This window comes from Leptospira levettii (genome assembly GCF_002812085.1).
Classification (GTDB): Bacteria; Spirochaetota; Leptospiria; order Leptospirales; family Leptospiraceae; genus Leptospira_A; species Leptospira_A levettii.
Map to the genome: position 1 here is coordinate 44,611 of NZ_NPDM01000007.1, position 26,656 is coordinate 71,266.

Genomic DNA, 26,656 nt, shown 5'->3' on the forward strand with positions numbered 1-26,656 from the left:
TTTTTTTCATTTTGAAAACTTCCTTTCCAAATAAGGGTCAGAAATGTCTCTGAAGGATAGGGATGACCCTTTTCAATCGCATCACTCTTTGCCTCGTTTTCCTCACAGTGGCATGCCAACTTGTGACTCCCTCTAAGGAAGTTACGTCTGGAACACTCGACCTTCGTTCCTTCCCATGGAAAACTGGAAAGGCTATCAAACTACAAGGGGAATGGAAATTTTACCCTCATACATTGGGAGAAATGGCACCTGACGCCAGTTATTCTCTTCTCCCGGTTCCATCCCTTTGGAATGATGTTCCCTTACGTTCGAATATGATTGATGGGAAAGGGTATGGAACTTACATTCTTGATATTCTTCTCCCTGATGAATCTCAAATATATTCCTTGTATCTCCCTGAGGTGAGAACGAGTTTTCGTATAACAGCAGGTAATCGGGTTTTGCTCTCTGGATATCCAGGTGAAGACAAAAAGACAACGATTCCTTCTGCACAAGGACAAAGTTTTACCTTTGTCACGAAGGACCACATACAAATCAAAATAGAAGTGAGTAATTTCCATCACAAGGAAGGTGGATTACCTAATGCACCTATTTTTGGAACTGCTGAAACCGTACAAAACTATATTTTAGCTGAGAGTACAATGGACATTGCACTGACTGGTGCCTTGTTTATGTTTGGATTGTATCATTTTATTTTGTTTTTCTATCGTAATAAACAAAGAGAGGCATTTTATTTTGGATTCTTTTGTTTGGTGTTTGCCTTTCGATTACCATTTGTAGGAAGTAAAACCATTTATGCGATGTTTCCAAATATACCTTGGGAACTTGTAATTTACGTAGAGTATGCATCCGTATTTGTTTTGGGAATTTTGTTTTTATGGTTTGTGGATGGACTATTCCCACGGTTCATTGAAACAAAACTCATTCGTTATTTCAGTGCCTTCGTACAATTTATTTTAGTATATGGACTCATCATCAAACCAGAGTTTTATACAGAATTTGAAGTAGTATTCCAAGTATTAGGAATTGTATATGCAGTTTTTCTGGGAATTCGTTTGTACCAAATGGTGGCAAAAGGATTACCTGATTCTCATATTTTCTTTTTGGGATATCTGATTTTATTTTTTGGATTTGTATATGACGTATTCCTCGCCTACACAGGTGAAGGTGAATCATCTTTATCACAAATTGCTGTATTTTTATTTTTTGGAGTTCAGTCTACAATTGTGACACTTCGTACGGCTAGAACGGTTCGCAAAAAAATTCTCTTGAAAGAAGAATTTGAATCCATTAACGAACAATTTATTTTAACCAATCGGTTTTACGCAAAATTTATCCCACGAGATTTTTTGACTCACTTAGGAAAAGAAAGTATTGAAGAAGTGAAGTTAGGTGACAGTAGCGAACGGGAGATGACAGTTTTGTTCGCTGATATTTGGGAATATTGGGATATCATTTATTCCATTCCACTAGAAAACCGCATTTTATTTACAAATTCTTATTTGGGAAGAATTGGACCTTGTGTACGTAAAAACAATGGATTCATCGATAAATACATTGGAAGTGCTGTAATGGCACTTTTTGATGGTGGGATTCAAAATTCGATCAAAGCTGCAGAAGATATCCAATGGGAATTGGAAAAATACAATGAGAGAAGAAGGGGCTTTGGTTATTTACCATTACATGCAGGGATTGGAATTCATTCAGGGGATACGATGCTTGGGATTTTGGGAGAAGAAGAAAGGCTCGAGTCAACTGTCATTTCTGATACTGTAAATTTGGCGAGTCGTATCCAAGGTTTAACTAAAAAGTACAATGCGAGGATCCTTGTAAGTTTAACCTCACTGATGTTACATGAGGATTTAGATACAATTCCCTATCGAATTTTAGATTTTGTTCGTGTAAAAGGCAAACAAGAAACAGTTATGATTGCCGAAGTATTGATCCCAGGAATTGATTCTATCTCGGATCAAAAAATAGCTTATAGGGAACAATTTGAAGCCGCAATTTTTGATTATGAACGTGCTGATTTTAATTCTGCTTTAAATGGATTTAGAGAAGTCCATGCAAATAACCCAGAAGACATCGCAGCACAGATTTATATCGAAAGGTGTGAATACTACCAAACAGCAGGTGTTGGGGAAGACTGGGACGGAGTATCAGCATGGGAAAAATAAGACCAGTCCAAATGTTTTTTCCTTTCTATGGATTACTTTTTTTAGTTTTATTACAATTTTCGTGTAATTATAGTAATGCGAAAGAAGCAAAACTAGGATATTTAGAAATCCCTGATGAGTACGTGGAATCTCATAAAAAAATATCACTCAATGGTGAGTGGGAGTTTTATTGGAATGAATTGTATGGAGATTCCTTATTTCAAAAAATTGAATCAAATCAGAAAACATATGTAAAAGTTCCTTCTTCTTGGAATTCTGTCCGTCCAGAAGGGGAAGGTGGAGATGGATACGCTAGCTTTCGTTTGATGGTAAAAGTACCTGATCCTAACATTCGTTACTATTTGAGAGTACAACCTGCTACCAGTGCGTATGAGTTGTACATCAATCGGCAAAAAATTGCTGGTTCAGGTGTTGTTGGTATGGATGAAATTTCGGCAAAACCAAAATACCAAATCCAATATGTATCCTTCCAACCGGAATCCTATGAACAAGAAATCATCTATGTAGTCAGTAATTTCCACCACGCGCGTGGAGGTTACCGCAAACCAATTGAAATTGGAACAAAAGAAGTCATCCAGAATGAATCATTAATTTATTCTGCAGGTGAAGTTTTTGTTTTTGGTGCAATGCTAACGATGGCATTATACCAACTAACAGTATTTTTCTTTCGTAGAGAAGAGAAAAGTTCTTTATTTTTTGCCCTTTTTTGTTTATTCACTGGTTTACGGTTGGTTGTGTTAGATAATTTTTACATTGTGTATGCATTTCCAGATTTTTCTTGGAAATGGATGCAAGTATTGGATTATACATCTGCACCACTGCTTGTTTGTTTTTTCTTAAGTTATCTTCGTAGTTTGTTTCCGGGTAAATCAGAAGTTCCAAATTGGATGTTAAAGTTTTGTTGGAGTTTTAGTATAGCCTATGTTTTGTTCGTTTTACTTACGGATCCAAAATTATTTACTACAACCAATATTGTTTCCCAAGTTTTTATTTTATTTTTTAGTATTTGTTCTTTTTATGTAATCCTTAGAATTTATCGCCAAAGAAAACGTGACAGTAGTTTGGTGTTTTATGGATCACTGATTTTAATGTTGGGATCCACTCATGATTTGATGGCAGGAAATTATTGGTTCCAAGCACAACCTCTTATGCCGTTTTCACTTTTTGTTTTCTTTTTGTTTCAGAGTATTCTACTTGCTCGAAGAAATGCACGTTTTTATTCCTCGATGGATACTCTTACGAATGAATTGATTGATGTAAATAATCGTCTCGAATCATCAAACGAAGTGTATGCGAAATTTGTTCCTTTACGTTTGATTCAACTTTTTTCTAAAAAAATGGATTCTAAAGTAAAACGAGGAGATTTCATCGTAAAACAAATGTCAGTTCTTTCTTCCGATATCCGAGATTTTACCGCAATTTCGGAAACACTGAGTCCTGAAGAAACGTTTTTGTTTTTGAATGATTACCTAAGACAAGTTGGACCCATCATCCGTTCTCATAATGGATTTATCGAAAAATATGTGGGAGATGCCATCTTTGCACTTTTTGAAAAAGAGCCGGAAGATGCATTGTCTGCCGCGATCCAAATGCACAAAACGATTGCGAAATGGAATGCAGAGACTCATGACCACCGAGTTGGTGAAATCCAAATCGGTGTTGGTATTCACTTTGGTGAACTTATGTTAGGGATTGTTGGAGAAGAACAAAGAATTGAATCAGCGGTTCTGTCTGACTCAATGGGAGTTGCCAACTCATTAGAATCGATGACGAAAAAGTATGGAGCAAAAATCATTTTAAGTTTGGATGCTCTTTTGGAACTAAAGGAACCTGATTCTTACCCACATAGATTATTGGATTTTATTAAAATTCCAGCCAAACAAAAGTTAATTGGAATTGCGCAGGTGTTAGTAGATGGAGTCGAAGAAACATTTCATTTAAAAATTCAGACAAAAGAACAATTTGAAGAAAGTGTAAATCTATTTTGGGATGGCGATTTTAAAGGAGCGGAATCAGGTTTTACTTCTGTATTAAAACAAGATCCTTCAGACAAAGCGGCCTCCCTTTATTTAGAACGAGCAAAACAATACATCCAAAATGGGCCCCCACCAGGGTTTGGGAAGGGTTTTTTGGCATAAAAAAGACATAGAATCGCCCTCATTTCTGAAAAAGTTCTTGAATTTCCTCTCTAACTGAACGAGAGTCAGTAATACGGAGATTCCCATGACCCAAGCCACTCTTTCCACGGCCAATGTAAGCAACACTGCCGTCATCCAAACCAAAAGTTTTACTCCCAAAGACATAGACCGTATTTTTAATGCACAAAAGAAAAAGTCGCTCGAACTTCGATTGACGAACTTTAAAACTCGAATCCTTAAACTTAAAAAATTAAAGTCAGCTGTCTTAAAGTACCAAACTGAAATTCAAAAAGCACTTCATGCTGACTTTAGAAAATCTGCTGGTGAAGTAGACATTACAGAAATTTTACCAACAATTGCCGAAATCAATGATGCCATTCGCCACGTAAAACATTGGATGCGTCCGAAAAATGTGATGACTCCTCCAACTCTTCTTGGAGCAACAAGTCGGATTGTTTACGAACCAAAAGGAGTTTGTCTCATCATTGCTCCTTGGAATTATCCATTCCACCTAGCGATTGCTCCACTTGCGGCTGCCATTGCTGCAGGAAACACAGTCATGCTAAAACCATCTGAGTTTACTCCTAACACAGCCAATGTGATTAATTTGATGTTAGGTGAAGTATTCTCTGAAGAGGAAGTGGCGGTTTTTGAAGGTGATGTAAGTGTTGCAACTGCATTACTTGAAATACCATTTGATCATATCTTTTTCACTGGATCTACTCCTGTTGGAAAAATCGTTATGGCTGCGGCTGCTAAAAACTTAACTAGCGTTACATTGGAATTAGGTGGTAAATCACCTTCCATTATCGCAGAAGATGCTGACATGAAGGTTGCTGCTGAGCGAATTATGTGGGGTAAGTTTCTCAATGCAGGCCAAACCTGTGTAGCACCTGATTATTTACTCATTCCTGAATCGAAGATTGATGAATTTGTAAAACATGCAAAGGAAACAACTGAAAGTTTCTTTAAATCCAAACCCGAAAATTTTACAGCAAGTACTGATTTTTGCCGTATTGTGAATGCAAAAAACTTCTCAAGAGTTTCTTCCTATATCGATGATGCAGTCAAAAAAGGTGCAAAAATTGCTTACGGTGGAGAAGTTAGAAGTTCTGACAATTTTATCGCACCGACAATTCTCACAAATGTTGCGTTAGATGCAAAGATAATGGAAGATGAAATTTTTGGACCACTTCTTCCTATTGTCACTTATAAAACATTAGATGATGCAATTCACGTAATCAATGAAAGACCAAAACCTTTGGCATTGTATATTTTTACCAAGAAAAGAAGTACTTCGAAGTATGTTCTTCGTAGAACAAGTTCAGGTGGAGCAGTGATCAATGATGTAATTTTACACTTGGTAAATCCAAATTTACCATTTGGTGGGGTAAACCATTCAGGTCACGGAAGTTACCATGGAATTTTTGGATTCAAAACGTTTTCACATGAAAGGTCGGTCTTACAAACACCAAAAGCCTCTATTGCAAAATTGATGTACCCACCTTACTCTGGTTTTGTGCGACTTATGGTGAAACTCACTACAAAGTTTTTTGTATAAAACAAAATCTTAATACAACACTCCCGAGTTTCACTCGGGGGTTACTTTTTCCATTCCAAAAACACAAACTCACCTCAGAAAAACGAATTCAATCCTTTCATTTTCGAATTTTTGTTTCATTCTAAAGTCATGATAAATATCAACTTAGGATTTTCCTCAATTTCCGTGACAACATTTGGCGCCGTAATTTTGTGGAATCATGCAAAAGGATTCTTCCGCACATTTTGATTCTCTACGTATCACTTGGTTGAGTGAACCCTTTCATCTTGGAATTCCCATCATCGACTTACAACATGTGTGGCTTGTACATATCATTTTAGAGTTAGAAGAAGAAATTGTAGAGGCCGAAAAAACAAATTCAGATATCGATGTACATTCTTCTTTTCGAAAGGCTTTGGATTATGTGGCAGAACATTTTGCTTTGGAAGAAGATATTTTGGAACATTTCAATTATCCAAATTTCAAAGAACATGTACTCGGGCATAGAAAATTTGTTGAGCGACTAACAGAAAAATACTATGAAGCCAAAAATAGCCAGATGGCTGCACTTGGAATTTTGCAAATCCTGAAAAAATGGTTGTTCCAACATATTTTACATGATGATACCGATTATGCAGAATTTTTTAAGGCATCTAATTTTGATTTAAAATCTTATTGTATCCAGTTGTTAAAGTCCGGAAAGTATCCGGTTTCAAAAGAACAACTGTTGATTTACCAAAATATTGTTCAAATCGATACTACAAACATTTCTTTACATGAACAGACCATTGATACGATCCAAGAAATTCGGAATATTTGGAAAACATACAATCTATCAACTGGTATTCCCATCATTGATTTGCAACATATTTGGTTACTCAAGATGATAGTGGAACTAGATCATTCCTTGAAGTTAGGTGATGGTTCAAGTGAAACTTTTCATAAAGTGATCGCTGAAGCAATTGAGTATACTAAAGATCATTTTGGCGTAGAAGATAAAATTATGCGTTACTTCCGGTATACGGATGTTGTGCAACACATGAACCAACACAAACGTTTTATTGAATTTATCAAAATGAGAAATGATGAATATAAATTGGGAAATCCCCGAGTGGGTTTACATTTGGTGCAAGATCTTAGGAATTGGTTACTCTCACACATCGCGCTAGAAGATAAAAAAATTGGTCTGGCATTTGAATCGAGGGTGAGAGAACTTTCCGAGTTTACCAAAAAACTCCACCAAAGTGGGGAAATTGGGATCTCAAGAGAACAAAAAAATCTATATAAATTGGTCTTACAATCGGTCCCAGACCCCTTGGATTAAAATCTGACGGAATTTGAATTGCCAGGTTCATTTTCCGTGAAAATCCTGTTACCAAACCATGGAATACGAAGTCATCATCGGTCTGGAAGTTCACGTCCAGCTCAATACCAATTCAAAAATTTTCTCCACTGCCACTAACGAATTTGGTGGTAGTCCAAATACTCATATTTCTCCATTATGTGTTGCACTTCCAGGCACCTTGCCTGTGTTAAATGAAGTTGTACTTGAAAAAGCAGTGAGAGCAGGTGTGGCACTCGGTTGCGAAATTACACAATTCACTAAATTTGATCGTAAAAATTATTTTTATCCTGACCTTCCTAAAGGGTACCAAATTTCGCAATTTGATAAACCTTATGCAACAAAAGGTGGAATTCACATTCAGTTGAAAGGGGAATCGGAAGAAAAGTTCCTTCCACTCACTCGGATCCATATGGAAGAAGATGCAGGAAAACTTATCCACTCACATGATCCATCTATCAATCGATCATATGTGGATTATAACCGTGCAGGAACTCCACTCATCGAGATTGTATCCGAACCAGACCTTCGTTCCTCTGATGAAGCATATGCATACTTAAACGAATTAAAAACCATCCTTCGTTATATCCAAGTTTCGGATTGTAACATGGAAGAAGGTTCGCTTCGTTGTGATGCAAACGTATCCATTCGCCCAAAAGGGGAAAAAGGATTTCGGACACGAGTCGAAATCAAAAACCTCAACTCGTTTAAGGCAGTAAAACAAGCGATCGATTACGAAGTGGAATGGCAAAAGGACGTTTATTCTAGAGGTGAGTCGTTCAAACAAATGACAAAACTTTGGGATGCAACACTTCTCAAAACAATTCCCATGCGTTCCAAAGAAATGAGCCATGATTACCGTTATTTTCCTGAACCAGATTTACCAACGATTCAAATTTCAGATTCGTTTATAGAAGACATTCGAAAAACACTTCCTGAGCTTCCGAGACAAAAAAAAGAACGTTATAAAACTGTGCTCGGTCTTCCTGAATATGATGCGGAAGTCTTAACAAGTGAAAGGGAAATTGCAGAGTACTTCGAAGAGGCACTTGTGATTTCTGGAGATGCTAAAAAAACATCCAACTGGGTAAAAGATGAAATCTTAGGGATCGTTAATAAAGAAAATATTTCCATCCAAGAATTTGCAATTGATCCAGTCAGAATTGGGAAATTAGTAAAACTTATCAATTCAGGTGAGATCACAGGAAAAATTGCCAAAACCATTTTTGAAGACATGTTAACTTCGAAAGACCAACCAGAAGCCATTGTTGAGAAAAAAGGACTTAAGGTTGTTCGGGATGATAAAGCTTTAGAAGAAATTGTCATTCGTGTAATTGAATCCCAACCAGAATCAGTCGAGGGTTGGAAAAATGGAAAGGATCGTGTGTTAGGTGCAATTGTGGGTGGAGTGATGAAAGAAACAAAAGGCAAGGCTGACCCAAAACTTGTTAACGAACTCATCCTTGCCAAATTAGGCCCGTTAGGTGAAAAAAAGAAGGTGTAAACCCTTCTTAAATTTCAATTTTATGAACTGAACCAAAATCCACTGGGGACTTAAATGCTTCCTCATGTGGAATTCCATTGATCCTGCAGAGCATGGCTCTAATGGGTCCCGAATGGCATACAACAATCATAGAGTTTAGTATTTGATTGTTTTTTTCCTCCCATTTTTGTTTCAAAATCCCATTTGGTTTCCAATCCTCTAAAAACATATCCACTCGTTGGATTAGGTCGGTGAATGCTTCCCCATTTGGTGTGCGTGCATTCACAAAGTCTTTCATCCAAGGAATGGTTTCTTTTCTAGGAATTTCTTCCCATAGTTTTCCGTCCCAATCACCAAAGTTCATTTCTAACAAACGTTCATCGGTATGTATCTCAAGATCCAATGGGTTTTGATTTGGATTGTATTTTGAGAGTAAGGCATTTGCTAATTTGACTGCACGTGGCGCCGGGCTTGCAATAAAATGGTCAAAGTTAGGTGGTAGATAAGAGAAGGTTGAGTCAGCAGTATCTTCCACAGGGTATTTGAGGGGAAAATCAGTACGACCATAACAAGTTCCCTTGGGAGCAATGGTTTCTGGATGGCGAATTAGATAAAGGTCCATATAAATACTCCTGATATCCAAATACAAGTTTCCACAACTTGTTGAACAGCGCCAAGACAATCCCCAGTAAATCCTTGGATCCAACGTTTCATCAATCGAAGCATATAAATGTAACTAGGAATGATACAAACAAGGCTTAAGAAAAAATTAGGATGTCGGTAAGAAAGAGATAGATACGGTAAAACTCCCCATAGACTTGCAAAAAGGATTTGAGGCCAAGTAATTTCTTTTGCCATCGGTTTTGCATAACCTTCTTCTTTCGCATAGGGCAAAAGTTTCATTACAAAAACTGATAAAAATCGACTGAGTGTGTGTGCACTAACAAAATACAACCAAATGCTCGTGAAATGAATGTCACTAGTTAGATTCGAAATGATTGGAAGGTTTTTTCTTTGAAAAAAGGAAAAGGTTTCGTAGGCACCGAGTACTTTGAGTAAAACGAGAATACAAATTCCAACAGCACCAAAACTGCCAACACGGCTGTCTTTCATAATGCGTAATATATCTTCTCTTTTCCATCCTCCGCCAATTCCATCACAAAAATCAGAAAATCCATCTTCGTGAAAGGCACCTGTTAGGATCAGTAAAAAACCAAGAGAGATCGTAAATGCGATTGTTGGTCCAAACAAAAATTGGAACAAAAGAAAAACGAAAAATTGTATAGTACCAAGTAGTAAACCAACACTAGGTGAATATTTTATCGAATTATGTAACCATTCTTCTTTGAATCCAATCCAACGTGGAGATGGAATTCTTGTCAGGAAGGCCAAACAAATAAAAAACAATCGAATTTCTAGAACAATGGATCGGATCATACTTTATACTTTCTTATCAGCTTCACTTACCCCTGCATCAGCAAAGGAAGCCATTTCATTTAAAAATTTAATGCTGAGTTCGACAAGTGGGTAAGCGGCCAAAGCACCACTTCCTTCTCCTAAGCGTAAATTCAGTTTTAACAGTGGGTTTATTTGGTAATGGTTCAAAACAATGATGTGGCCTTCTTCATCCGAAACATGTGAAAAAATTGCATAGTCTTTTACATTTTGATCTAGGTGGTAAGCTAGTAGATACGCAGCAGTAGTGATAAAACCATCCACAAGAAAAAGTTTTTGCTCCGATGCGACAGCTAACATTGCTCCAACCATCATTCCGATTTCAAATCCCCCAAATTCAGAAAGAATTTCGATTGGATCACTTAGTTTTCCTGTTCTTTGGAAAGCACGCTCTAAAATTTGAAGTTTGGAAAGTTTTCCTTCTGGATTTAAACCTGTTCCTTTCCCAACTAGTTTTGAAAGTGGAATTCCTGTTAAATGAGATAAAATCATGGAAGCGGAAGAGGTGTTCCCAATTCCCATCTCACCAAATAAAAATACATTTGATTCTTTGTATTTATTTTCCAAAATTAAATTGAATCCATTCTGTATACATTGATGAGATTCTTCTTTTGACATCGCTTGTGTTTTTAAAAAATTGGATGTGCCTTTGCGTATTTTTTTGATCAGAAGATTTTTTGTGGAATCATCCCAATCATGATCCACTCCAACATCGACAACTTCTACTTCCATCCCATTGTGTTTTGCAAAAACATTGGCACACGCTCCACCATTTAAAAAATTAAATACCATTTGCCATGTGACATCTTTTGGATAAAGGGAAACCGGTTCTTCCGTAATCCCATGGTCCCCTGCAAACAAAATCAACTTCGGGTTTTTAAGTGTTGGAGATGTGGTGTTTTGGATCTCTGCAATTTGTAATGCAATGGTTTCGAGTGTTCCGAGTGAACCTATCGGTTTCGTTTTGGTATCAATTTTTTGTTGGATTTTGTCTCGTAAAACATGGGTTATTGGGTTAATTTTTGGTAGGGAAAATGGGGACATAGACAAAACCAGTTTGTGTAATGCCCTGACACCTTCCATCGTTTTTGGGCTTGGATGGAATTGGCAGGTTTGGGATTTGGTTATTTGGGCCAAAAAAAATCGGAAATTCTTCCCTTGGGGCGCTTTACGTACGGGGGCATCGGCTTTACTATGTCACCAAGCCATGGAAGATTTTGCCCACCTGCATCTGCACACTACCTATTCCATGTTGGATGGTGCCATTCGGATTAGTGATTTGATGAAACGAGTGAAAGAACTTGGGATGAGTTCTGTCGCCATCACTGACCACGGCAACATGTATGGTGCAATCGAATTTTACAAAGAGGCAGTGAAACACGAAGTCAAACCCATCATCGGTTGTGAATTTTATGTGACTCCTTCAAGAAGTGCAGAAACTGAGTTAGATGAAATTGCTGATGGTGGAGCTTATCACATCATCTTATTATGCAAAAATGAAATTGGTTACCATAACATCATCAAACTTGCGAGTCGTTCGTTTACAGAAGGATTTTATCGAAAACCACGTATTGATTATGATTTATTAGAACGACATAGTGAAGGCCTAGTTTGTTTGACAGCATGCCTTGCAGGTGAAGTGAACAGAAAAATCCTGGAAGGCAAAGAAGACAAGGCGTATGCGTTAGCTGGTCGATTACATGAGATCTTTCGTAAAGAAGATTTTTATATGGAAATCCAAGACCACGGAATTCCAGAACAAAAGATTGTTGCTGAAGCTGTTATTGGTTTTTCCAAACGAACTGGTATCCCACTCGTTCTTACTAATGATTCTCACTTTTTAACAAAAGATGATAGGGAAGCACAGGACATTTTATTACGCATTGGAATGCGTAAAAACATCGATGATGAAATGCGCTTTGGGTTTAACGAAAATTTTTATGTAAAATCTCCTTCAGAGATGAAGGCACTTTTTCCAAACCATTTGGATGCATTTTATAATACACTTGCCATTCGTGATAAGTGTTCTTTGAATTTCCAATTTGGGAACCCTTTACTACCACCATTTGAAGTGCCACAAGGGTATGATACAGACAGTTATTTAGAAAAATTGGTTTGGGAAGGGATTCAAGAAAAGTATAAAGAGATCACACCCGTTGTGAAAGAAAGAACTGAATATGAAATGCAAACCATTCGAAACATGCATTTTGCCGGATACTTTCTCATCGTTCAAGACTATATTAATTTTGCAAGGCGAACGGGAATCCCAGTAGGACCAGGTCGTGGTTCGGCGGCAGGTTCCATTATCGCATATGCACTTGGAATTACCAATGTAGATCCAATTCGATACAATTTACTGTTTGAGCGATTTTTAAACCCAGATCGTAAAGATATGCCAGATATTGATACTGACTTTTGTGTAGAACGTCGCGAAGAAGTGATCAATTACATCAAACATAAGTATGGTGAAAACCGCGTTGGCCAAATCATCACTTTTGGATCCCTTGCTGCAAAAGCGGCAATTAAAGATGTGGCTCGAGTTTTTAATGTACCATTTTCAGAAGTGAATGAGATGAGTAAGTTATTTCCTAAAAAATTAGGAATTACCATCCAGGAAGCAGTTGAAACTTCAAAAGACTTACGTGATGTCGCAGAAAAATCCGACCTAAATAAAAAAGTATTTTCCATTGCTCAAAAATTAGAAGGTAACTATCGTCAGGTGGGAAGACACGCAGCAGGTGTAGTAATTGCACCAACTGCATTAGAAGAAATTGTCCCATTGTCAACTGTTAGTGAACCTGGACGTGATGGGCGTTCGATTGTTACACAGTACGACAAAAATATGTCGGAACAAGTGGGACTCATCAAAATGGATATTTTAGGTTTAAAAAACTTAACTACCATCCATCATGCTACACAATTGATTCAAAAACGACATGGGATCCAACTTGATTTAGATACCATTCCACTCGATGACCCAGCTACTTTTAGTTTATTAAGAAAAGCGAATGTGTTAGGTATTTTCCAGTTGGATTCTTCCTCGGGGATACGTGATCTTTTTGCAAAAGCACAGGTACAAAAATTTGAAGAAATTGCCGCCTTGCTTGCGTTATACAGACCTGGTCCAATGGGTTCAGGGATGTTGGATGATTATTTAGATCGTAAAAACGGAAAGAAAAAGGTTATTTTTCCTCACGAAAGTTTGGCAGAGGTGCTCGGCGAAACTTACGGTGTTGTTGTTTACCAAGAACAAGTAATGGGTATCTCAAGGATCATGGGTGGATTCTCTGTGGGAGACTCGGATGTTCTTCGTAAGGCGATGGCCAAAAAAGATAAATCCAAACTTCCTGCTTTAAAGGAAAAATTTGTAAAAGGTGCCATTGAAAAAAAGATCAATGAAAAGTTAGCAACCGAACTATTTGAGCAATTAGAAAAATTTGGTGAGTATGGATTTAACAAATCCCACTCGGTTGCTTATGCATTTGTGACTTATCAAACTGCTTACCTAAAAGCAAATTATTCTATTGAATACCTCACTGCTTTATTATCGGGAGACCATTCTAAAATTACTGATGTTGTGAAATACATCAATAATGCAAAAGATATGGGAATTAGAATCCTGGGTCCAGATCTAAGAGAATCGGGAATATCATTTGAGATTACAGACGACAAAACAGTTCGATTTGGATTATCTTCCATCAAAGGTGTGGGAGAACTTGCCGCAGAAAATATCATCAAAAATCGAAATGAACTTGGTGGTTACAATCAACTCAGTGATTTTACACAAAAATTAGATACTCGTCTTGCGAATAAAAAAGTTTTAGAGTCACTCGCACAAGGTGGAGCATTCGATTCTTTTGGTTATACGAGAAAAACAATTTTTGAATCTACAGATATCATTCTAAGCTATGCAAACAAAAAACAAGCCGAGGAAAAAGAAGGCCAATTTTCTTTGTTTGGTGGAGCAAATGGTGGAACGGAAGAAAACTTAAATTTACCAAAAGATGGAATAGAGTGGAATGGAGACGAACTTCTCCGTCGAGAAAAAGAAACAACAGGTTTGTATTTGTCTGGCCATCCACTTGACAAATTCACAGAACAACTCAAAAGCCTAAACCCAACTTCCATAGAAAATTTAGAGGAAGTTCGACCTAAATCCAAAGTGGAAATTGCCGGTGTATTATCCAAAAAAGTTGTTAAACTCACAAAGAAAAAAGAAGAATTTGTCAACTTTATGTTGGAAGACCAAACTGGGGAAATTGAGTGTGTGGCTTTTCCAAAAACATACGCTGAATTCAAACATCTTTTCTCTGAAGACAACACAGTTTTCATTAAAGGAATTTTAGAACGGATTGATGCCGACGAATCCGAGTTAAAGGGTCAAATCATTGTTAACAAACTAGAAGAGCTCAATTCGGTAACGATTGAGAAAAAAATGGAAAAAACCCTTCATTTAACCATCAATATGAAGGAAGAAAAAAATCGAGATGTGATTTTAAAACTCCAAGATATACTTTCTGTTCATAGAGGTGCCTCTTCTGTATTTTTCCATTTAATTGGGAATGGTGATGAAAAAAAAGTCATACGTGCCCATGATCATTTTTCCATCGAAATCACAACAGACCTAATGAAGATGTTAACCGATATTTTAGGAAAAGGTGCTGTGCGGTATACGGTAGGGGAAGAAGTGAGAGTTTACGGGTAAATCCTGTGGGAAAAGAATCAATTTCCCTCGTTTTATTATTAGAGTTTTTATGGATGGGGTCTGGTGCCATCTTTTGCCTCATTTGGGCATTGTCTAACATCGTCAAAAATCGAAAAAAATCCGATCTGCTTTGGTCCTTCATTTTGTTTTCGACAGGCTTGTGGTTGTTAACTGGAGCCTTTATGTTTACAGGATTTTATTACCAACTTCCTTTCATAGTTTTCATCCATATCCCATTTGTATTCTTATCAGCTTCCTTTTTGTATCTTTATTTGGAATATTTGTTTTTGGAGAAAAAAATCAATCTGCATTGGATTTGTTTTTTACCTTCCTTGGTTTCCATTGTTTTACTCGTTCCATATTATCTCAAATCAGATGTAGAAAAAATAAATATTTTAAATACAATCACATCTACTGAGTATGGAAGTATACTAACAGGTCTTAATTTTGGAATCAAACTTTCCATTTTAATTTCTGTAGGAATATTTTTATTTCGCGAATGGATTCCTAATGTTCGTTTGTCTGTATTTTTTACGAAACGTGCAATTTATTCCTTAGTATTTATACTTTTAATATGGATTGATTTACTCGTAGGTAGTATAGGTTTTAGTTTTCAAATTCCCTTCTTTCGGAAATTGAGCGCATACCTTTTACCCATTCTTATGTATTTTTATTTTTTCACACGCGAATTATGGGAACCCTTTGTTTCTGATGTTCGTGAGACAATTCAAAAAAATAAATATGAAAAATCGAAGTTGGTTTCTGTTCCACTTGAAGTAATCGATCAAAAATTATTCGAATTGATGTTGGAAAAAGTTTTCTGTGATGAGGACTTAAGTTTATCTAAACTTGCAGAGTTAGTTGGAGTTAAATCGGGACAATTGTCAGAATACTTTCATAAACGATATGGTTTTGGTTTTTACAATTACATCAACCAATATAGGATCGAAGAAGCAAAACGTTATTTATTGGAACCAAAAGAACGAACCATTTTGTCCATTGCTGATGCAGTAGGTTTTAATTCCAAATCCACTTTCAATCGTGTTTTCTTGGAAAAGGTAGGAGTGACTCCAACAGATTTCCGAAAACAATCAAAACCTTCCGAACCATAAGTCTCAAAGAATTCTAGAGGACGACAAACATTTTTGTATCGATTACTCTTGTATCCTAAAGAGGAATATCGATGCGAACCATGATAGATTTTTATTTAGATCTCCCGAAACGATTTGGGCATAAAAAAGCTTTTGGAACCAGATTAGGGCCTGGTGTTTACCAATTCAAAACCTATATGGAATTGTTAAATGATGCAAAACATTTGGCATTGGGACTTGGCGAAACTTTATCTGAAAGAGACAAGGTCGCTATTTTTGCTGACAATTCATATGAATGGATCCAAACGAGTATCGCAACAACTCTCCTTGGTGCAATTGACGTACCACGTGCTTCGGATGTTACCGACCAAGATATATTGTACATTCTCAATCACTCGGAATCCAAAATACTCTTCGTCGAAAATGAAACTGTATTTGAGAAAGTGATCAGGTTAGAAAAAGATTTAGAATTTCTAAAAGAAATCATTTTGTTTTATCCACCAAAACAAAATAAGGAACTCAAATCCAGGAAAATTAAGACTATAACCTTACAAGAATTAGTGACAAAAGGAATCCAAAAAAGAAAAGAAGACCCTTCCGATCATATATTTTTAGAGAATACAATCAAAGAATCTGATTTGTTTACTATGATTTATACATCTGGTACAACGGGAACACCGAAGGGAGTCATGTTGACTCATGGAAATATCTTATTTCAATTGAAGAACTTGCCACTCAGTTTGAAAAAAGGGGATAAAACGCTTTCGATTTTACCCATTTGGCATATTTTCGAGAGGATTTTTGAGATCTTTAGTTTATCTTATGGAGCTTGTACTTATTATAGTAGTGTTCGTACACTCAAAGAAGATTTAAAATTTGTTAAACCCAACTTTATGGCTTCTGCACCTAGGTTATGGGAAAGTATTTATGGTGGAATCTTAGGTACTTTAAATAAATCTTCGTTAACCAAACAAAAGATGTTTCAACTTTCGATGTATTTTGCGAAACGTTTTTTTCACTCAAGACAAGTCATTACTGGAAATGTACTCGATATCCATCCAATGGTTCTATGGAAACAAATCATACGATTTGTTTACCATTTGATTCGATTCTTTATCGTATGTATTCCATATTTTATTTTTGACTTTTTGGTTTTATCCAAAATTCGAAATGCAACAGGAGGAGAACTAAGAGGTTCCGTATCAGGAGGAGGGGCACTACCATTTCATGTTGATGAATTCTTTAATATGATTGGCATTCCTGTTTTGGAAGGTTATGGTATGACAGAAACTGCACCAGTACTTGCCATGCGAACCTTCGAGGAAATTATTCCTGGTTCCGTTGGAAAAATATTTCCCAAAACAGAACTACGACTTGTCGACTTAAACACAGGTGAAGTTTTCCTAGATACTGAAATCGGCAAATATGTTTATGGAAGAAAAGGAGAAATTCACGTAAAAGGAAAACAGGTTATGGCAGGTTACTATAAAAACCCTGAAGCAACAAACAAGGTGCTCGTAGCAGGTTGGTTGAATACTGGTGACTTAGGTATATTTACTTCAAACCATAACTTACGTATAGTAGGTCGTTCCAAAGAAACGATTGTATTGCTCGGTGGAGAAAATGTGGAGCCAGTTCCGATCGAATCCAAAATTTTAGAATCTGAATGGATTGACCAATGTATGGTTGTTGGTCAGGACCAAAAATTTTTAAGTGCACTGGTTTATCCCAATCTAAATCGATTTGAAACGACACCAGGAAAAGAATTTTGGAAAGATAAAGATGTGATCCAAAAAATGGAATCAGAGATCAAATCAAAGATCAATGCCCAAACAGGATTTAAATCGTTTGAACGAGTGGTTGGTGTGATTGTGATCCCAAAACCTTTTGAAATAGGTGATGAATTCACTGCGAAGTTATCACTCAAACGCCATGTGATCACAGAAAAATATAAAAACCAAATCCAGGCTCTATACGAGTGATTGGTATTTCGTGAATCTTTGAATCGGAGATTGGTGGAGGATTAATTTCCTCCACTGATCCTTGTGATGTTGATACTAAAGTTTCTTTCCCCTTCATGACCAGAAAAATCTTTTGTTTGTACTTTGATTGTATTTTCGCCTGCTTTGAGATTCAAAACTCCTACCAGATAACGATCTTTAAAGAATAAATCATCAAAACTATGGCCATCCTTTGTTTTCCATTTGGAACCATCAAACTGAAGGGATTCAAAATTTGCCACTTTGTATGTTTCGCCATTAAACAAGTATTTCACTTCTTTGATGCCTCTTCTTTGGCTATTTTTGATTCCGCCATCAATGATACTCACCGTAAGTGGAAATGCTTTGGATACATTGATATTGTCACCATCATTGAGATTGGTATAATTTTCTCCCACATGGATGAACAAATTGGCGATTTGAGGAGGCATATTGTCTTCGACTGGAGGTAAATAAGAGAGAGGGTCGAGTAAAATTTTTCCGTAGTCTTTCCCTAGAACAAAGTGTAAATGTCCACCAGTTGAGTGACCTGTGTTGCCTGATATTCCAATTGTATCACCCGCTTTCACTGGTTTGTGATTTTTGACGAGTTCGTTCCTAGTTCCACCTAAGTGGTAATATCCGCTCACATAACCATTTTTATGCGCAATCCAAACAATATTGCCTGATCCTCTTTCTTCCTCAAAAGGATTATCTTCCGCATAACGAGAGTACAAAATGAATCCATCTCCCATGGAGCGAACTGGTTGTAAGACTGAGGAAATGTCTAAACCATTGTGAAAATGGTCTTTTCTCGATTCACCAAACGTGCTCGTGATTAGAGAGGAGAGTTCCAAACCTTGGATGGGCCAAACAAAATTAAGTTTCCCTTCGGACTTCTGTCCCTCAGCGAAAATAAAACTTGCCAGAAGAGTCAAAATCACAACAATACGTTTCATGTTATTAGAAGTCTTGGGGTGGGTTCCTTTTTAGGAAAGTAGTTTATGGAACAGACTTCTTATTCCACCGAAGAAATTTTAGAACTTGTCAAAGAATGTGGGACTGGCAATGAAAAAGCCCTACAAAAGTTTTTTGATCATTATTCCCAAGATATTTATAATTTTCCCATTCGAGTTTTCCATCTAACGGAAGATGATGCTTCCGACTATTATATTTATGCTTTTGAGCGACTCAAATCTGGCAAACGGTTCAAGAGTTTTGTCGGGAAATCGAGTTTTAAGACTTGGTTTTTTTCCGTACTGCGAAACCTACTCATCGATTGGCAACGCACCAAACGTGAGGTCAAAACCCAGTCGGTTTCCAAGGTCAATAAGGAAGGAAAGGAATACAGTACAATCGAAGACGAACCCGATAAACGTGCGGATGCCCTTGCCCATGCCCTTGATGTCTCAGACCAATTCCAATCCGTACTTTCCACAATTAAAATGGAAAATCGAATCGTATTCAAATTATCTTTTGTGTACTACCTACACCTAGATCCTGAAGAATTAGTGTACATTGCAGAAAAAACGAGCCGGCCCGAGGAAGAGATTCGTTCTGAGATTTTGTCTCTACGAGAAGAGTTATCCAACCGCGAAGAGGAAAACCTCAAGATGGAAGACAAAATCACATCTTTGTATTTGAATATTCTAGATTTAAAAGAGCAGAAAAAACAAAAGGCACAGGGAGATTCTGTAGAAGCACAATATTATAAAGAACGATTGGACCATGCCCTTGCGAAGAAGTACGAACAGCGAAAAAAACTGATCGAGAAAAAACAAAAAGGCCACTTCCTTGTCCGCACCCCTTACCGGGAAATTGCCCGAATCTTAGGGATTTCCGAAGGTGGGGTGAGTGTCACCCTGCTCCGAGTCCTCGAAAAAATACAAAAAAAAATGCATTCTGTAGCGGGAGAGTCGTGATTTCCTTCGTCATACAATATACCGTGGGGGGGCCACATGGAAAATCAGGACTTTAACGCAGAATCATTGGAAATAGCGAGGGAATTATTCCTGAAGGGTGCATTTCCTGGTGAGGCTGAGTTGCAAGATCACCCAGACCTTTGGGACGCATACTGGTACTGTGAGGAATCCTTTTTTGCCGAATTGAGAAAAGAGGTATGGAAGGAAGATGCGTTGGCAGAAACCTTTCTCCTCCAAAAAGCTGAAAACACTGTTCACCGTGCCCAACTTCCATTCCCAGAATACTTAAAAGAATACACTCGTAAACAATTATCGGCTCCCGAGTCAAAAGACAATTTGATTGTCCGCCTAACACAATCAGGGATCCGGGTGATTGACAGTCTCATTGAATCCTTCCAAATCCGAGAGACAATGGAACTAGCACCGATGATGCGATCGGCTTCGGCTGATGTACGTTCCGAAAATACTAGCTCTGTTATTTTCGAAGAAACCACTAAAGAAAACCAAAAGTTCTATTACCAGATCGTAAAAGAAAATGAGACAGAAGTGTACCTATCCGTCAAAGCAGATGGAAGTTCTGGGTTCCAACAAGTGAACCTACGAAGGGATGGAAGGTTCATTTTATCCAACAAAATCAATTTGGATGGCAGTGCCAGTTTTTCGGGGTTAACCCCTGGTAGTTACACCATAGAGTTTGTGGGACCTAATCTTTCAAAATCGTTTGACTTGTCCATTCTCGTTGGATAGCTTCTTGGGAGAATGCTCTCCCTCATCATAGATCGTGTCGGAAATGTCAATATCTTCAATGTTTTAGAAGATAATCTTCCTGTAGAAGAATCCCACATCCAATCTACGTTAGATGACGATTTGATTTTGGAATATTTGGCTGAAGTGGAACGACTTGTCCATGTTTCACAATCTGTTTTGTCCAAACCCAACCAAATTTTAAATGTTGATATCTTACAAGATTTGAAAGTACTCGGGGAAACATTTTTCCAACAGTTTTTCCCAACCTCTATCATCGAAAAATTAAAAAACACAAACAAACAAAGTATCCATTTTAATATTGATCCAACACTCGCTCTTGTTCCTTGGGAATTATTACATGATGGAACGAGTTTTCTATCTGACAAATTTCGAATTGGAAAAACGATTCGGGGTGGTTTACATCGTTCCACTCATAAAGAAAATCGCAAAATTAAGATGCTCATCATTGCAGATCCAACAGAAGATTTGCCACATGCTCAGAAAGAAGGTGAAGTTTTATTCTCTGTTCTAAGCCAAAAAGTACCAAACCATCTTCTCGAACTAGAATTCATAGGTGGGAAACAAGTCACCAAACTCAAGTTACTCTCGCTGATCAAAGACAAACACATCATTCATTATTCAGGCCATTTACATTTTTCCGATGATTCCCTGGAAAATGGTTGGTTATTATCGGATGGAAAAGTACTAAAAGCTCGCGAAATTAAATCAACAGGTATAGATACCGATTTAGTTTTCTCTAACTCTTGTATGTCGGCAAAGTCTGCTGGTAAAAAATTAAATACAAATATTTTAAATCAATATGCAGGAGCTTTTTTGACTGCTGGAATCAAAACATTTGTTGGAACCAATTGGGAAATTTTGGACAATGAAAGGACAATTGATTTTACTGTAAGATTTTATACGTATCTTTTTTCAGATAAATCAGTTGGAGAGTCTTTATTTTTATCGAAAGAATTTGCAAGACGTAACTACCATGCGAATGATTTAACATGGGCTAATTATTCTTTGTATGGAAATCCTGATTTTTCAATGTTTGTGAAAGAACGAAGGAATTTTCATTCAGCAAAAATTTTAAATCCAACTGCTGTATTGGAGTTTTATCCAACACCAATTGCTGCTTCTTATTCCAAGTGTAATCAATTAAATAAAAACAAAACGATTGATAAAACTAATCTCCTCAATTTGATTCGATTGTTTGAATCGATAAGCCAAGTGATAGGGATGATTGTTTTTAGTGATCATGCAGCACATGCTATGAACAAATCCATTCCTAATAATTTGGATGATGCTGTGACCCTTCGTAAATGGTGGGAACTTGTTTACAGTTGTGTATGGGATTTTCAAAAATTAAAAATAACAAGTATATTTGATTCTGCTCTTCCCGTTTTACACGAACAAAAGGAAACCATTTTTAAAATCTTAGGATGGTTGGAAGTTTGGGAAGAGAGTGATATCGATTCGGAAGAATTGGAATCATACCAGATCATACTTCAGTTTTTTTTAGAAAATATGTTATTGGAATTTGCAGAATTAGAACGAATCAGTATTTTATTGGTTTCGGAGAACAATAACCCACATTTTTATTTTAAAGGGATCAAACCGTCCTATTTATACCCAACTTCCCATGGATCCCGTGAAAAACTTCTAGAACAATTGTCACATCATAAAGGCAACTTGGTGTTGTTACACGAAAGCAGAAAAATGGTAATCCCATTTCAAACTTATTTCAAAGAAAAAAAAGAAACGGGTGAATTGGAACTTGTCTTCAATGGTCTGATTCCATTTGTAATCGGAGCAAAACAGAATTGAGTTTATGCCATCCAGAACGAGGAAATGTTTCTTGTGGTGCCTGTTGTGGTCTCTTCAATTTAAAACTGACAACCCAAGAATTCAAAAATTTACTATTAGAACGAACAACAGAATTTCAAAAGACCGTCAATTTTGAAATTAGGCATACATTCCCCATCTACCGAAAAGATAGAGAAACCAAAGAATCAAATCTTCCTAAAAAAGATGAGATGACATACAATTGTCCATTTTTGGGTTATGTAGACGACACCAAACAAAGGATAGGTTGTATGATCCATCCTATTTTTACAGGGGATCCCAAAAGTCAAAATTTTTCATTTTATGGAACATCCATTTGCCAGGCTTATGACTGTAAAACGAAGGAAAGTGCTCTTTCCGAATTGTGGGAAGTTTTGTTTGTCGAAATTGCGAAAGATTCGATCGAATATTCTTTTTTATCTGCAGATCATATTTTTACTCATGCAGTTGAGAAATTTTTTGCCCATTCCTATTGGAATGTGGAAGACATGTTTCAAACCTTTCGATTGGAACTTGTAGAATTGTTTCGATTACGATTGGTTACATCCATTCAAAAGAATTTCACATCCTTTGAAATCAATTACGATGCTTTTTTGACCTTAGACTCTGTTTGTTCCTATTTTGAGTCGGAACTCGGAATGGATTGGATCAGTTGGAAAGAAGAGTGGGAAAAGAAAAACCCGAATAGAGGTGAAGTATCCGGGTTTTTTGATAAGTGATTTGGATTATGCTTTTGAAGTAACAGTTGCTACTTTTGCTTTTGCTTCCGCAACAACAGTGTTAGCTTTTCCAACGATGGTTTCTACTTGAGAAAGACCTTCTTGAACGTATTTTCTAAGGTTTACAGAAATTTCGCTTTGGTCTTGAGCACCTTTCGCTGCTAAGTTTTGAAATTCTGCATTGATGCTAGAGAAAGCCTTTTCTGCTTCTACTTTTGCAGTGTTTACTGCGCCTAAGATAAAGTTTAATCCGTCTTTTACTTGTTGTTCCATTTTCATTTCTCCTTTTTTCGGTTCTCAGTTGTGCAATGCACTATTCCTTTTTGTGCGCTGCACAGAGATCCGTCAACCCGTTTTTTCATTTTTTTCCTGCATCGCACAAAAAAAATGGAAAGATGCCCCAACCGGAATTTTTACCCATCCAGTGGAAATCCACTTATCTCTCCTTACTTGACCAAAGGGCCTTGCCAGGAAAAAAAGAATTTTTAGAAATTAAGTCAGTTGAAGAAACAATCATTGCAATTCGTGAAATGGCTGTTAGGGGAGCTCCGGCTATCGCCATCACTGGCATTTTTGGTCTTACACTTGGTGCCCAAAAAAAATCAGGGAAAGTAAATTCCCAAGAAATTGAATCTCTCATCAAACAAGTGTTTGAGTCTAGACCAACTGCAGTGAATCTTAGTTTTGCCTTACAAGAAGCAAAAAAACGAGTGGAAGGGGAAAGCCTTTGGGAATCCGTGCAAACAATTTGGGAATCGTATGCATTAGAGATGATGGTGGAAGATCTAAATGCCAACCAATCCTTAGGAAAAAATGGGGCAAATTTATTTCCCAAAAACCAGGAAGAGTTTCATATCATCACACATTGTAATACAGGTGCGCTTGCCACGGCTGGTCATGGAACAGCACTTGGGGTGATTCGAAGCCTACGTGATATGGGAAAAAAGGTAGTTGTTTACGCAGATGAAACAAGGCCATTTTTACAAGGTTCCAGGCTCACTGCGTTTGAGATGATGGAAGAAGGGATCGAGTGTTATATCATCACGGATGGAATGTCTGGATGGCTCATGAACCACAGGAAAATAGATGCAGTCCTTGTTGGTTGTGATCGTGTTGCGGCCAATGGAGATACGGCGAATAAAATTGGTACATACAATTTAGCAATTGTTGCCCATGAACATAATGTACCGTTTTATGTTTGTGCAACAAAAGACAGTTTTGATCTCAATCTAAAAACGGGGGAGGAAATCCCCATTGAAATGAGAAAAGAATCAGAAGTGACCCAATTTGATTTTTTGAAAACTCCTGAGGGAAAGTATTTATTTCCAGAAGGGAAAACCTCACCCGTTGGTGCAAGAGCTCTCAATCCTTCTTTTGACATTACAAAGGCCAAATTTATTAAAAACTTCATTACAGAATTAGGATGTTTTGTACCTGGAGAGATTCCTGTTCGTCTAAAGAAAGTATGACGGAAAAAGCAATTTTAGGTGGTGGGTGTTTTTGGTGTACGGAAGCAGTTTACTTACGTATCCAGGGTATAATTTCCGTAGAATCTGGTTATGCGGGTGGTCAAACACCAAACCCAAGTTATAAGGAAATTTGCACAGGAACCACTGGTCATGCTGAAGTGATCCAAATTGAATTTAACCCAGAAGTGATATCTTATTCCAAAATTTTAGAGATTTTTTGGGCATCACATGACCCAACCACACTCAATCGACAAGGGAATGATGTAGGAACACAATACAGATCAGTGATTTTCTATTTGAATGAAAAACAAAAAGAACTCGCTGTCGAATCCAAAAGGAAACATGCTTATATGTTCCCTGATCCCATCGTTACTGAAATTTCACCAGCTCCCACCTTTTACAAAGCAGAAGACTACCACCAAAATTATTTTACCTTAAACCCACAAAATCCGTATTGCCATTATGTGATTTTTCCTAAATTGAAAAAATTGGGACTAAAGTTGAATTAATTAAAATTTCGGCTAATTTAAGTTAGCCGACTTATCATTTGCCTTTAAAGGCGGTGAGCATTGCTTTGTCTTGGTTTGGAAAAAAGTTCATCACAAAGGCAGATTGTGCTTTCGTGATTTTTTCCACTTGCCTTCTGTATTTGATGACTGCTCCAGGGTGAGCTGTGTTTCGTACGACCACTTTTACATTGTCTTGGTTGTAACGAGCACCTTTTAGTTCCTCAATTTTTGATTTGAGTAACTCAACAGTTTTGTTTTTTTTCTGATACGCATCAAAGATTTCTTTGAACTTTTCTTTTCTGGCATCATCAATTTTTCCACGAGAACGTTGCACCACTTCTTTGATCTTTTGGATTTCAGGTACAAGTGCTTCTAGTTCCTTTTCCATATCAGAAAGACGAGAACTTCCTTCTGTCAGAAGTCTGTCATTTTTATAATGGAATCCAACTTCTACAACTGTGTCCATTTGTGCAGATGAACCAAGTGAGGAAACGGTAATCCCTTGGTAGGAAATGAGATCACTGCCAATGATAGAAGAAGATTCCCCAGTTAAGATGATATTCCCCAAACAAAGGATTCTACTGCCTAAAATAAAGTTTTCGACAATACAATCACCATCAATTTCCAGGTTAGCATTTTCGACAAACTTGGCTCGAAGATCACCTTTGATGCGGATCACTCCCTTACCTTTTGCTTTTACTCCACCTTTGACTTCTAAATCTTCACCCACAACTACATCAGATGATTCAACGTTTCCATCTAAATAGAGGGAACCTTGGCAGTTGACAATCGCACCTTCTTCAATGGTTCCTTTGACACGGATAGTACCTTCAAAATTGATATTCCCTGTTCCTAAACCAATATTACTTTCAATATTTAACTCAGGTGATACAGTAAGTGATGTGTCTGTGGAAAATACCACACCACTTAACGTGGCAAAGTATTCTTTCAGTTGCCTACCTGGTTTTTCAGGGTCATCAATGGTTTTTGGTAAAATATTTTTACCCAAGGTGAGCCTTGGTCTGTCAATGGGATTCGGGTAAATTGGATTTCCAAGTACGTCTGTTCCTTGTTCTCCTGCCACCCCTTCAAATAAGGTAGCCAGTTTTTCCCCTTCTTTTACGTGAACATATTTATTGATATTGCGAAAATCAGCAGAGCCATCTTCTTTTAAAACAACTCGTTGGGCTCTTGGAAAATAAAACTTAATCCAGCCACTTTCTCCTTGTTTGGCGGGGATCCCTTTTCCAACAACAAATGTAAAATCCTCTTTTACCTTTGTTGGGTCTTTTAAAATTTTATCAATTTCGAGGGCTGCTTGGTCCACATCTTTCATTAAAATGCGGTCTCTATGAATGGACGCGTTATCAAGTGCCTCAAAAATGAGTATATTGCTCATTGAACCACCTAACAGCCAAACTGGTTTGACTAAGAGAGTGGCTGTCAAACGATCCTCGGAGATTTGGATCTTGAGTCCTCGTTCCGGATTGAAGTCCGGTGCATTTTTTACGTCCATTCTGACTCTAGTATCG

At 37.3% G+C, this 26,656-nt stretch carries 20 protein-coding genes; 14 read left to right on the forward strand and 6 right to left on the reverse strand.

Annotation, left to right across the window (positions count from 1 at the left end; translation table 11 throughout):
• Positions 1–62 precede the first annotated feature (62 nt).
• From CH354_RS16290 to gatB, 5 genes are all read left to right on the forward strand, one after another.
• The gene (locus tag CH354_RS16290; protein WP_100727362.1) at positions 63–2,177 is read left to right on the forward strand and encodes an adenylate/guanylate cyclase domain-containing protein; all 2,115 of its coding nucleotides are present in this window, start codon (positions 63–65) and stop codon (positions 2,175–2,177) included.
• Positions 2,165–4,315: an adenylate/guanylate cyclase domain-containing protein gene (locus CH354_RS16295; RefSeq protein ID WP_238759978.1), complete on the forward strand. Its 2,151-nt coding sequence runs from the start codon at positions 2,165–2,167 to the stop codon at positions 4,313–4,315. The genes CH354_RS16290 and CH354_RS16295 overlap by 13 nt, the downstream gene beginning before the upstream one ends.
• An 85-nt stretch (positions 4,316–4,400) precedes the next feature.
• A complete protein-coding gene (locus tag CH354_RS16300; protein WP_100717589.1) occupies positions 4,401–5,876 on the forward strand; it encodes an aldehyde dehydrogenase family protein in 1,476 nt (491 codons plus the stop codon).
• Between the two features lie 199 nt (positions 5,877–6,075).
• Positions 6,076–7,179: a bacteriohemerythrin gene (locus CH354_RS16305; RefSeq protein WP_100717590.1), complete on the forward strand. Its 1,104-nt coding sequence runs from the start codon at positions 6,076–6,078 to the stop codon at positions 7,177–7,179.
• 58 nt (positions 7,180–7,237) lie between these two features.
• Positions 7,238–8,701, forward strand: a complete 1,464-nt coding sequence (gatB, locus tag CH354_RS16310) for an Asp-tRNA(Asn)/Glu-tRNA(Gln) amidotransferase subunit GatB (RefSeq protein WP_100717591.1) — start codon at positions 7,238–7,240, stop codon at positions 8,699–8,701.
• A gap of 7 nt (positions 8,702–8,708) precedes the next feature.
• On the opposite strand, the gene CH354_RS16315 is transcribed toward gatB, so the two are convergent.
• The 3 genes from CH354_RS16315 to cobT are packed head-to-tail and all read right to left on the reverse strand — an operon-like array spanning position 8,709 to position 11,179.
• A complete protein-coding gene (locus CH354_RS16315; RefSeq protein ID WP_100727361.1) occupies positions 8,709–9,302 on the reverse strand; it encodes a histidine phosphatase family protein in 594 nt (197 codons plus the stop codon).
• Entirely contained in the window at positions 9,287–10,114 is an 828-nt protein-coding gene (locus CH354_RS16320) for an adenosylcobinamide-GDP ribazoletransferase (RefSeq protein ID WP_100727408.1), read from the reverse strand. The genes CH354_RS16315 and CH354_RS16320 overlap by 16 nt, the downstream gene beginning before the upstream one ends.
• A gap of 6 nt (positions 10,115–10,120) precedes the next feature.
• Positions 10,121–11,179, reverse strand: coding sequence for a nicotinate-nucleotide--dimethylbenzimidazole phosphoribosyltransferase (gene cobT, locus CH354_RS16325; RefSeq protein ID WP_100727360.1), 1,059 nt, complete (start codon positions 11,177–11,179; stop codon positions 10,121–10,123).
• Between the two features lie 163 nt (positions 11,180–11,342).
• Here cobT and dnaE point away from each other — a divergent pair, with 163 nt between their 5' ends.
• The 3 genes from dnaE to CH354_RS16340 all read left to right on the forward strand — a co-directional run bounded on the left by dnaE (position 11,343) and on the right by CH354_RS16340 (position 17,913).
• Positions 11,343–14,840, forward strand: a complete 3,498-nt coding sequence (gene dnaE / locus CH354_RS16330; RefSeq protein WP_100727407.1) for a DNA polymerase III subunit alpha — start codon at positions 11,343–11,345, stop codon at positions 14,838–14,840.
• 53 nt (positions 14,841–14,893) lie between these two features.
• Positions 14,894–15,952, forward strand: coding sequence for a helix-turn-helix domain-containing protein (locus CH354_RS16335; RefSeq protein ID WP_409036418.1), 1,059 nt, complete (start codon positions 14,894–14,896; stop codon positions 15,950–15,952).
• Positions 15,953–16,023: 71 nt separating this feature from the next.
• Positions 16,024–17,913, forward strand: a complete 1,890-nt coding sequence (locus CH354_RS16340; RefSeq protein WP_100727358.1) for an AMP-dependent synthetase/ligase — start codon at positions 16,024–16,026, stop codon at positions 17,911–17,913.
• Positions 17,914–17,954: 41 nt separating this feature from the next.
• On the opposite strand, the gene CH354_RS16345 is transcribed toward CH354_RS16340, so the two are convergent.
• Positions 17,955–18,869, reverse strand: a complete 915-nt coding sequence (locus CH354_RS16345; RefSeq protein ID WP_100717596.1) for a M23 family metallopeptidase — start codon at positions 18,867–18,869, stop codon at positions 17,955–17,957.
• A 45-nt stretch (positions 18,870–18,914) separates the two neighbouring features.
• Here CH354_RS16345 and CH354_RS16350 point away from each other — a divergent pair, with 45 nt between their 5' ends.
• Genes CH354_RS16350 through CH354_RS16365 form a run of 4 tightly spaced genes read left to right on the forward strand, consistent with a single transcriptional unit; the run spans position 18,915 to position 23,146 of the window.
• Positions 18,915–19,832, forward strand: a complete 918-nt coding sequence (locus tag CH354_RS16350; RefSeq protein WP_100727357.1) for a sigma-70 family RNA polymerase sigma factor — start codon at positions 18,915–18,917, stop codon at positions 19,830–19,832.
• A 36-nt stretch (positions 19,833–19,868) separates the two neighbouring features.
• The gene (locus CH354_RS16355) at positions 19,869–20,579 is read left to right on the forward strand and encodes a hypothetical protein (protein ID WP_100727356.1); all 711 of its coding nucleotides are present in this window, start codon (positions 19,869–19,871) and stop codon (positions 20,577–20,579) included.
• A 12-nt stretch (positions 20,580–20,591) separates the two neighbouring features.
• Positions 20,592–22,409, forward strand: a complete 1,818-nt coding sequence (locus CH354_RS16360) for a CHAT domain-containing protein (protein ID WP_100727355.1) — start codon at positions 20,592–20,594, stop codon at positions 22,407–22,409.
• Positions 22,406–23,146, forward strand: coding sequence for a hypothetical protein (locus tag CH354_RS16365; RefSeq protein ID WP_100727354.1), 741 nt, complete (start codon positions 22,406–22,408; stop codon positions 23,144–23,146). Before CH354_RS16360 ends, CH354_RS16365 begins: the two co-directional genes overlap by 4 nt.
• 6 nt (positions 23,147–23,152) lie before the next feature.
• On the opposite strand, the gene CH354_RS16370 is transcribed toward CH354_RS16365, so the two are convergent.
• Positions 23,153–23,419 (reverse strand): sigma-54 down-regulated protein, encoded by a 267-nt coding sequence (locus CH354_RS16370; protein ID WP_100717631.1) that lies wholly within the window; start codon positions 23,417–23,419, stop codon positions 23,153–23,155.
• Between the two features lie 122 nt (positions 23,420–23,541).
• Here CH354_RS16370 and mtnA point away from each other — a divergent pair, with 122 nt between their 5' ends.
• Both mtnA and msrA read left to right on the forward strand, forming a co-directional pair.
• Positions 23,542–24,615, forward strand: coding sequence for an S-methyl-5-thioribose-1-phosphate isomerase (mtnA, locus tag CH354_RS16375; protein ID WP_100727353.1), 1,074 nt, complete (start codon positions 23,542–23,544; stop codon positions 24,613–24,615).
• Positions 24,612–25,124 carry a peptide-methionine (S)-S-oxide reductase MsrA gene (gene msrA, locus CH354_RS16380; RefSeq protein WP_100717602.1) on the forward strand — a complete coding sequence of 171 codons (513 nt, stop codon included), beginning with the start codon at positions 24,612–24,614 and terminating at the stop codon, positions 25,122–25,124. Before mtnA ends, msrA begins: the two co-directional genes overlap by 4 nt.
• Positions 25,125–25,158: 34 nt before the next feature.
• Here msrA and CH354_RS16385 read toward each other — a convergent pair whose 3' ends face one another.
• Positions 25,159–26,640 carry a DUF342 domain-containing protein gene (locus CH354_RS16385; protein ID WP_100717603.1) on the reverse strand — a complete coding sequence of 494 codons (1,482 nt, stop codon included), beginning with the start codon at positions 26,638–26,640 and terminating at the stop codon, positions 25,159–25,161.
• Positions 26,641–26,656: the final 16 nt, after the last annotated feature.

Coding starts and splice junctions, on each gene's coding strand:
- CH354_RS16290 (WP_100727362.1), top strand. CDS start 63: ATGACCCTTTTCAATCGCATCACTCTTTGCCTCGTTTTCCTCACAGTG.
- CH354_RS16295 (WP_238759978.1), top strand. CDS start 2,165: ATGGGAAAAATAAGACCAGTCCAAATGTTTTTTCCTTTCTATGGATTA.
- CH354_RS16300 (WP_100717589.1), top strand. CDS start 4,401: ATGACCCAAGCCACTCTTTCCACGGCCAATGTAAGCAACACTGCCGTC.
- CH354_RS16305 (WP_100717590.1), top strand. CDS start 6,076: ATGCAAAAGGATTCTTCCGCACATTTTGATTCTCTACGTATCACTTGG.
- gatB (WP_100717591.1), top strand. CDS start 7,238: ATGGAATACGAAGTCATCATCGGTCTGGAAGTTCACGTCCAGCTCAAT.
- CH354_RS16315 (WP_100727361.1), bottom strand. CDS start 9,302: ATGGACCTTTATCTAATTCGCCATCCAGAAACCATTGCTCCCAAGGGA.
- cobT (WP_100727360.1), bottom strand. CDS start 11,179: ATGTCCCCATTTTCCCTACCAAAAATTAACCCAATAACCCATGTTTTA.
- dnaE (WP_100727407.1), top strand. CDS start 11,343: ATGGAAGATTTTGCCCACCTGCATCTGCACACTACCTATTCCATGTTG.
- CH354_RS16335 (WP_409036418.1), top strand. CDS start 14,894: ATGGGGTCTGGTGCCATCTTTTGCCTCATTTGGGCATTGTCTAACATC.
- CH354_RS16340 (WP_100727358.1), top strand. CDS start 16,024: ATGCGAACCATGATAGATTTTTATTTAGATCTCCCGAAACGATTTGGG.
- CH354_RS16345 (WP_100717596.1), bottom strand. CDS start 18,869: ATGAAACGTATTGTTGTGATTTTGACTCTTCTGGCAAGTTTTATTTTC.
- CH354_RS16350 (WP_100727357.1), top strand. CDS start 18,915: ATGGAACAGACTTCTTATTCCACCGAAGAAATTTTAGAACTTGTCAAA.
- CH354_RS16355 (WP_100727356.1), top strand. CDS start 19,869: ATGGAAAATCAGGACTTTAACGCAGAATCATTGGAAATAGCGAGGGAA.
- CH354_RS16360 (WP_100727355.1), top strand. CDS start 20,592: ATGCTCTCCCTCATCATAGATCGTGTCGGAAATGTCAATATCTTCAAT.
- CH354_RS16370 (WP_100717631.1), bottom strand. CDS start 23,419: ATGGAACAACAAGTAAAAGACGGATTAAACTTTATCTTAGGCGCAGTA.
- mtnA (WP_100727353.1), top strand. CDS start 23,542: ATGCCCCAACCGGAATTTTTACCCATCCAGTGGAAATCCACTTATCTC.
- msrA (WP_100717602.1), top strand. CDS start 24,612: ATGACGGAAAAAGCAATTTTAGGTGGTGGGTGTTTTTGGTGTACGGAA.
- CH354_RS16385 (WP_100717603.1), bottom strand. CDS start 26,640: ATGGACGTAAAAAATGCACCGGACTTCAATCCGGAACGAGGACTCAAG.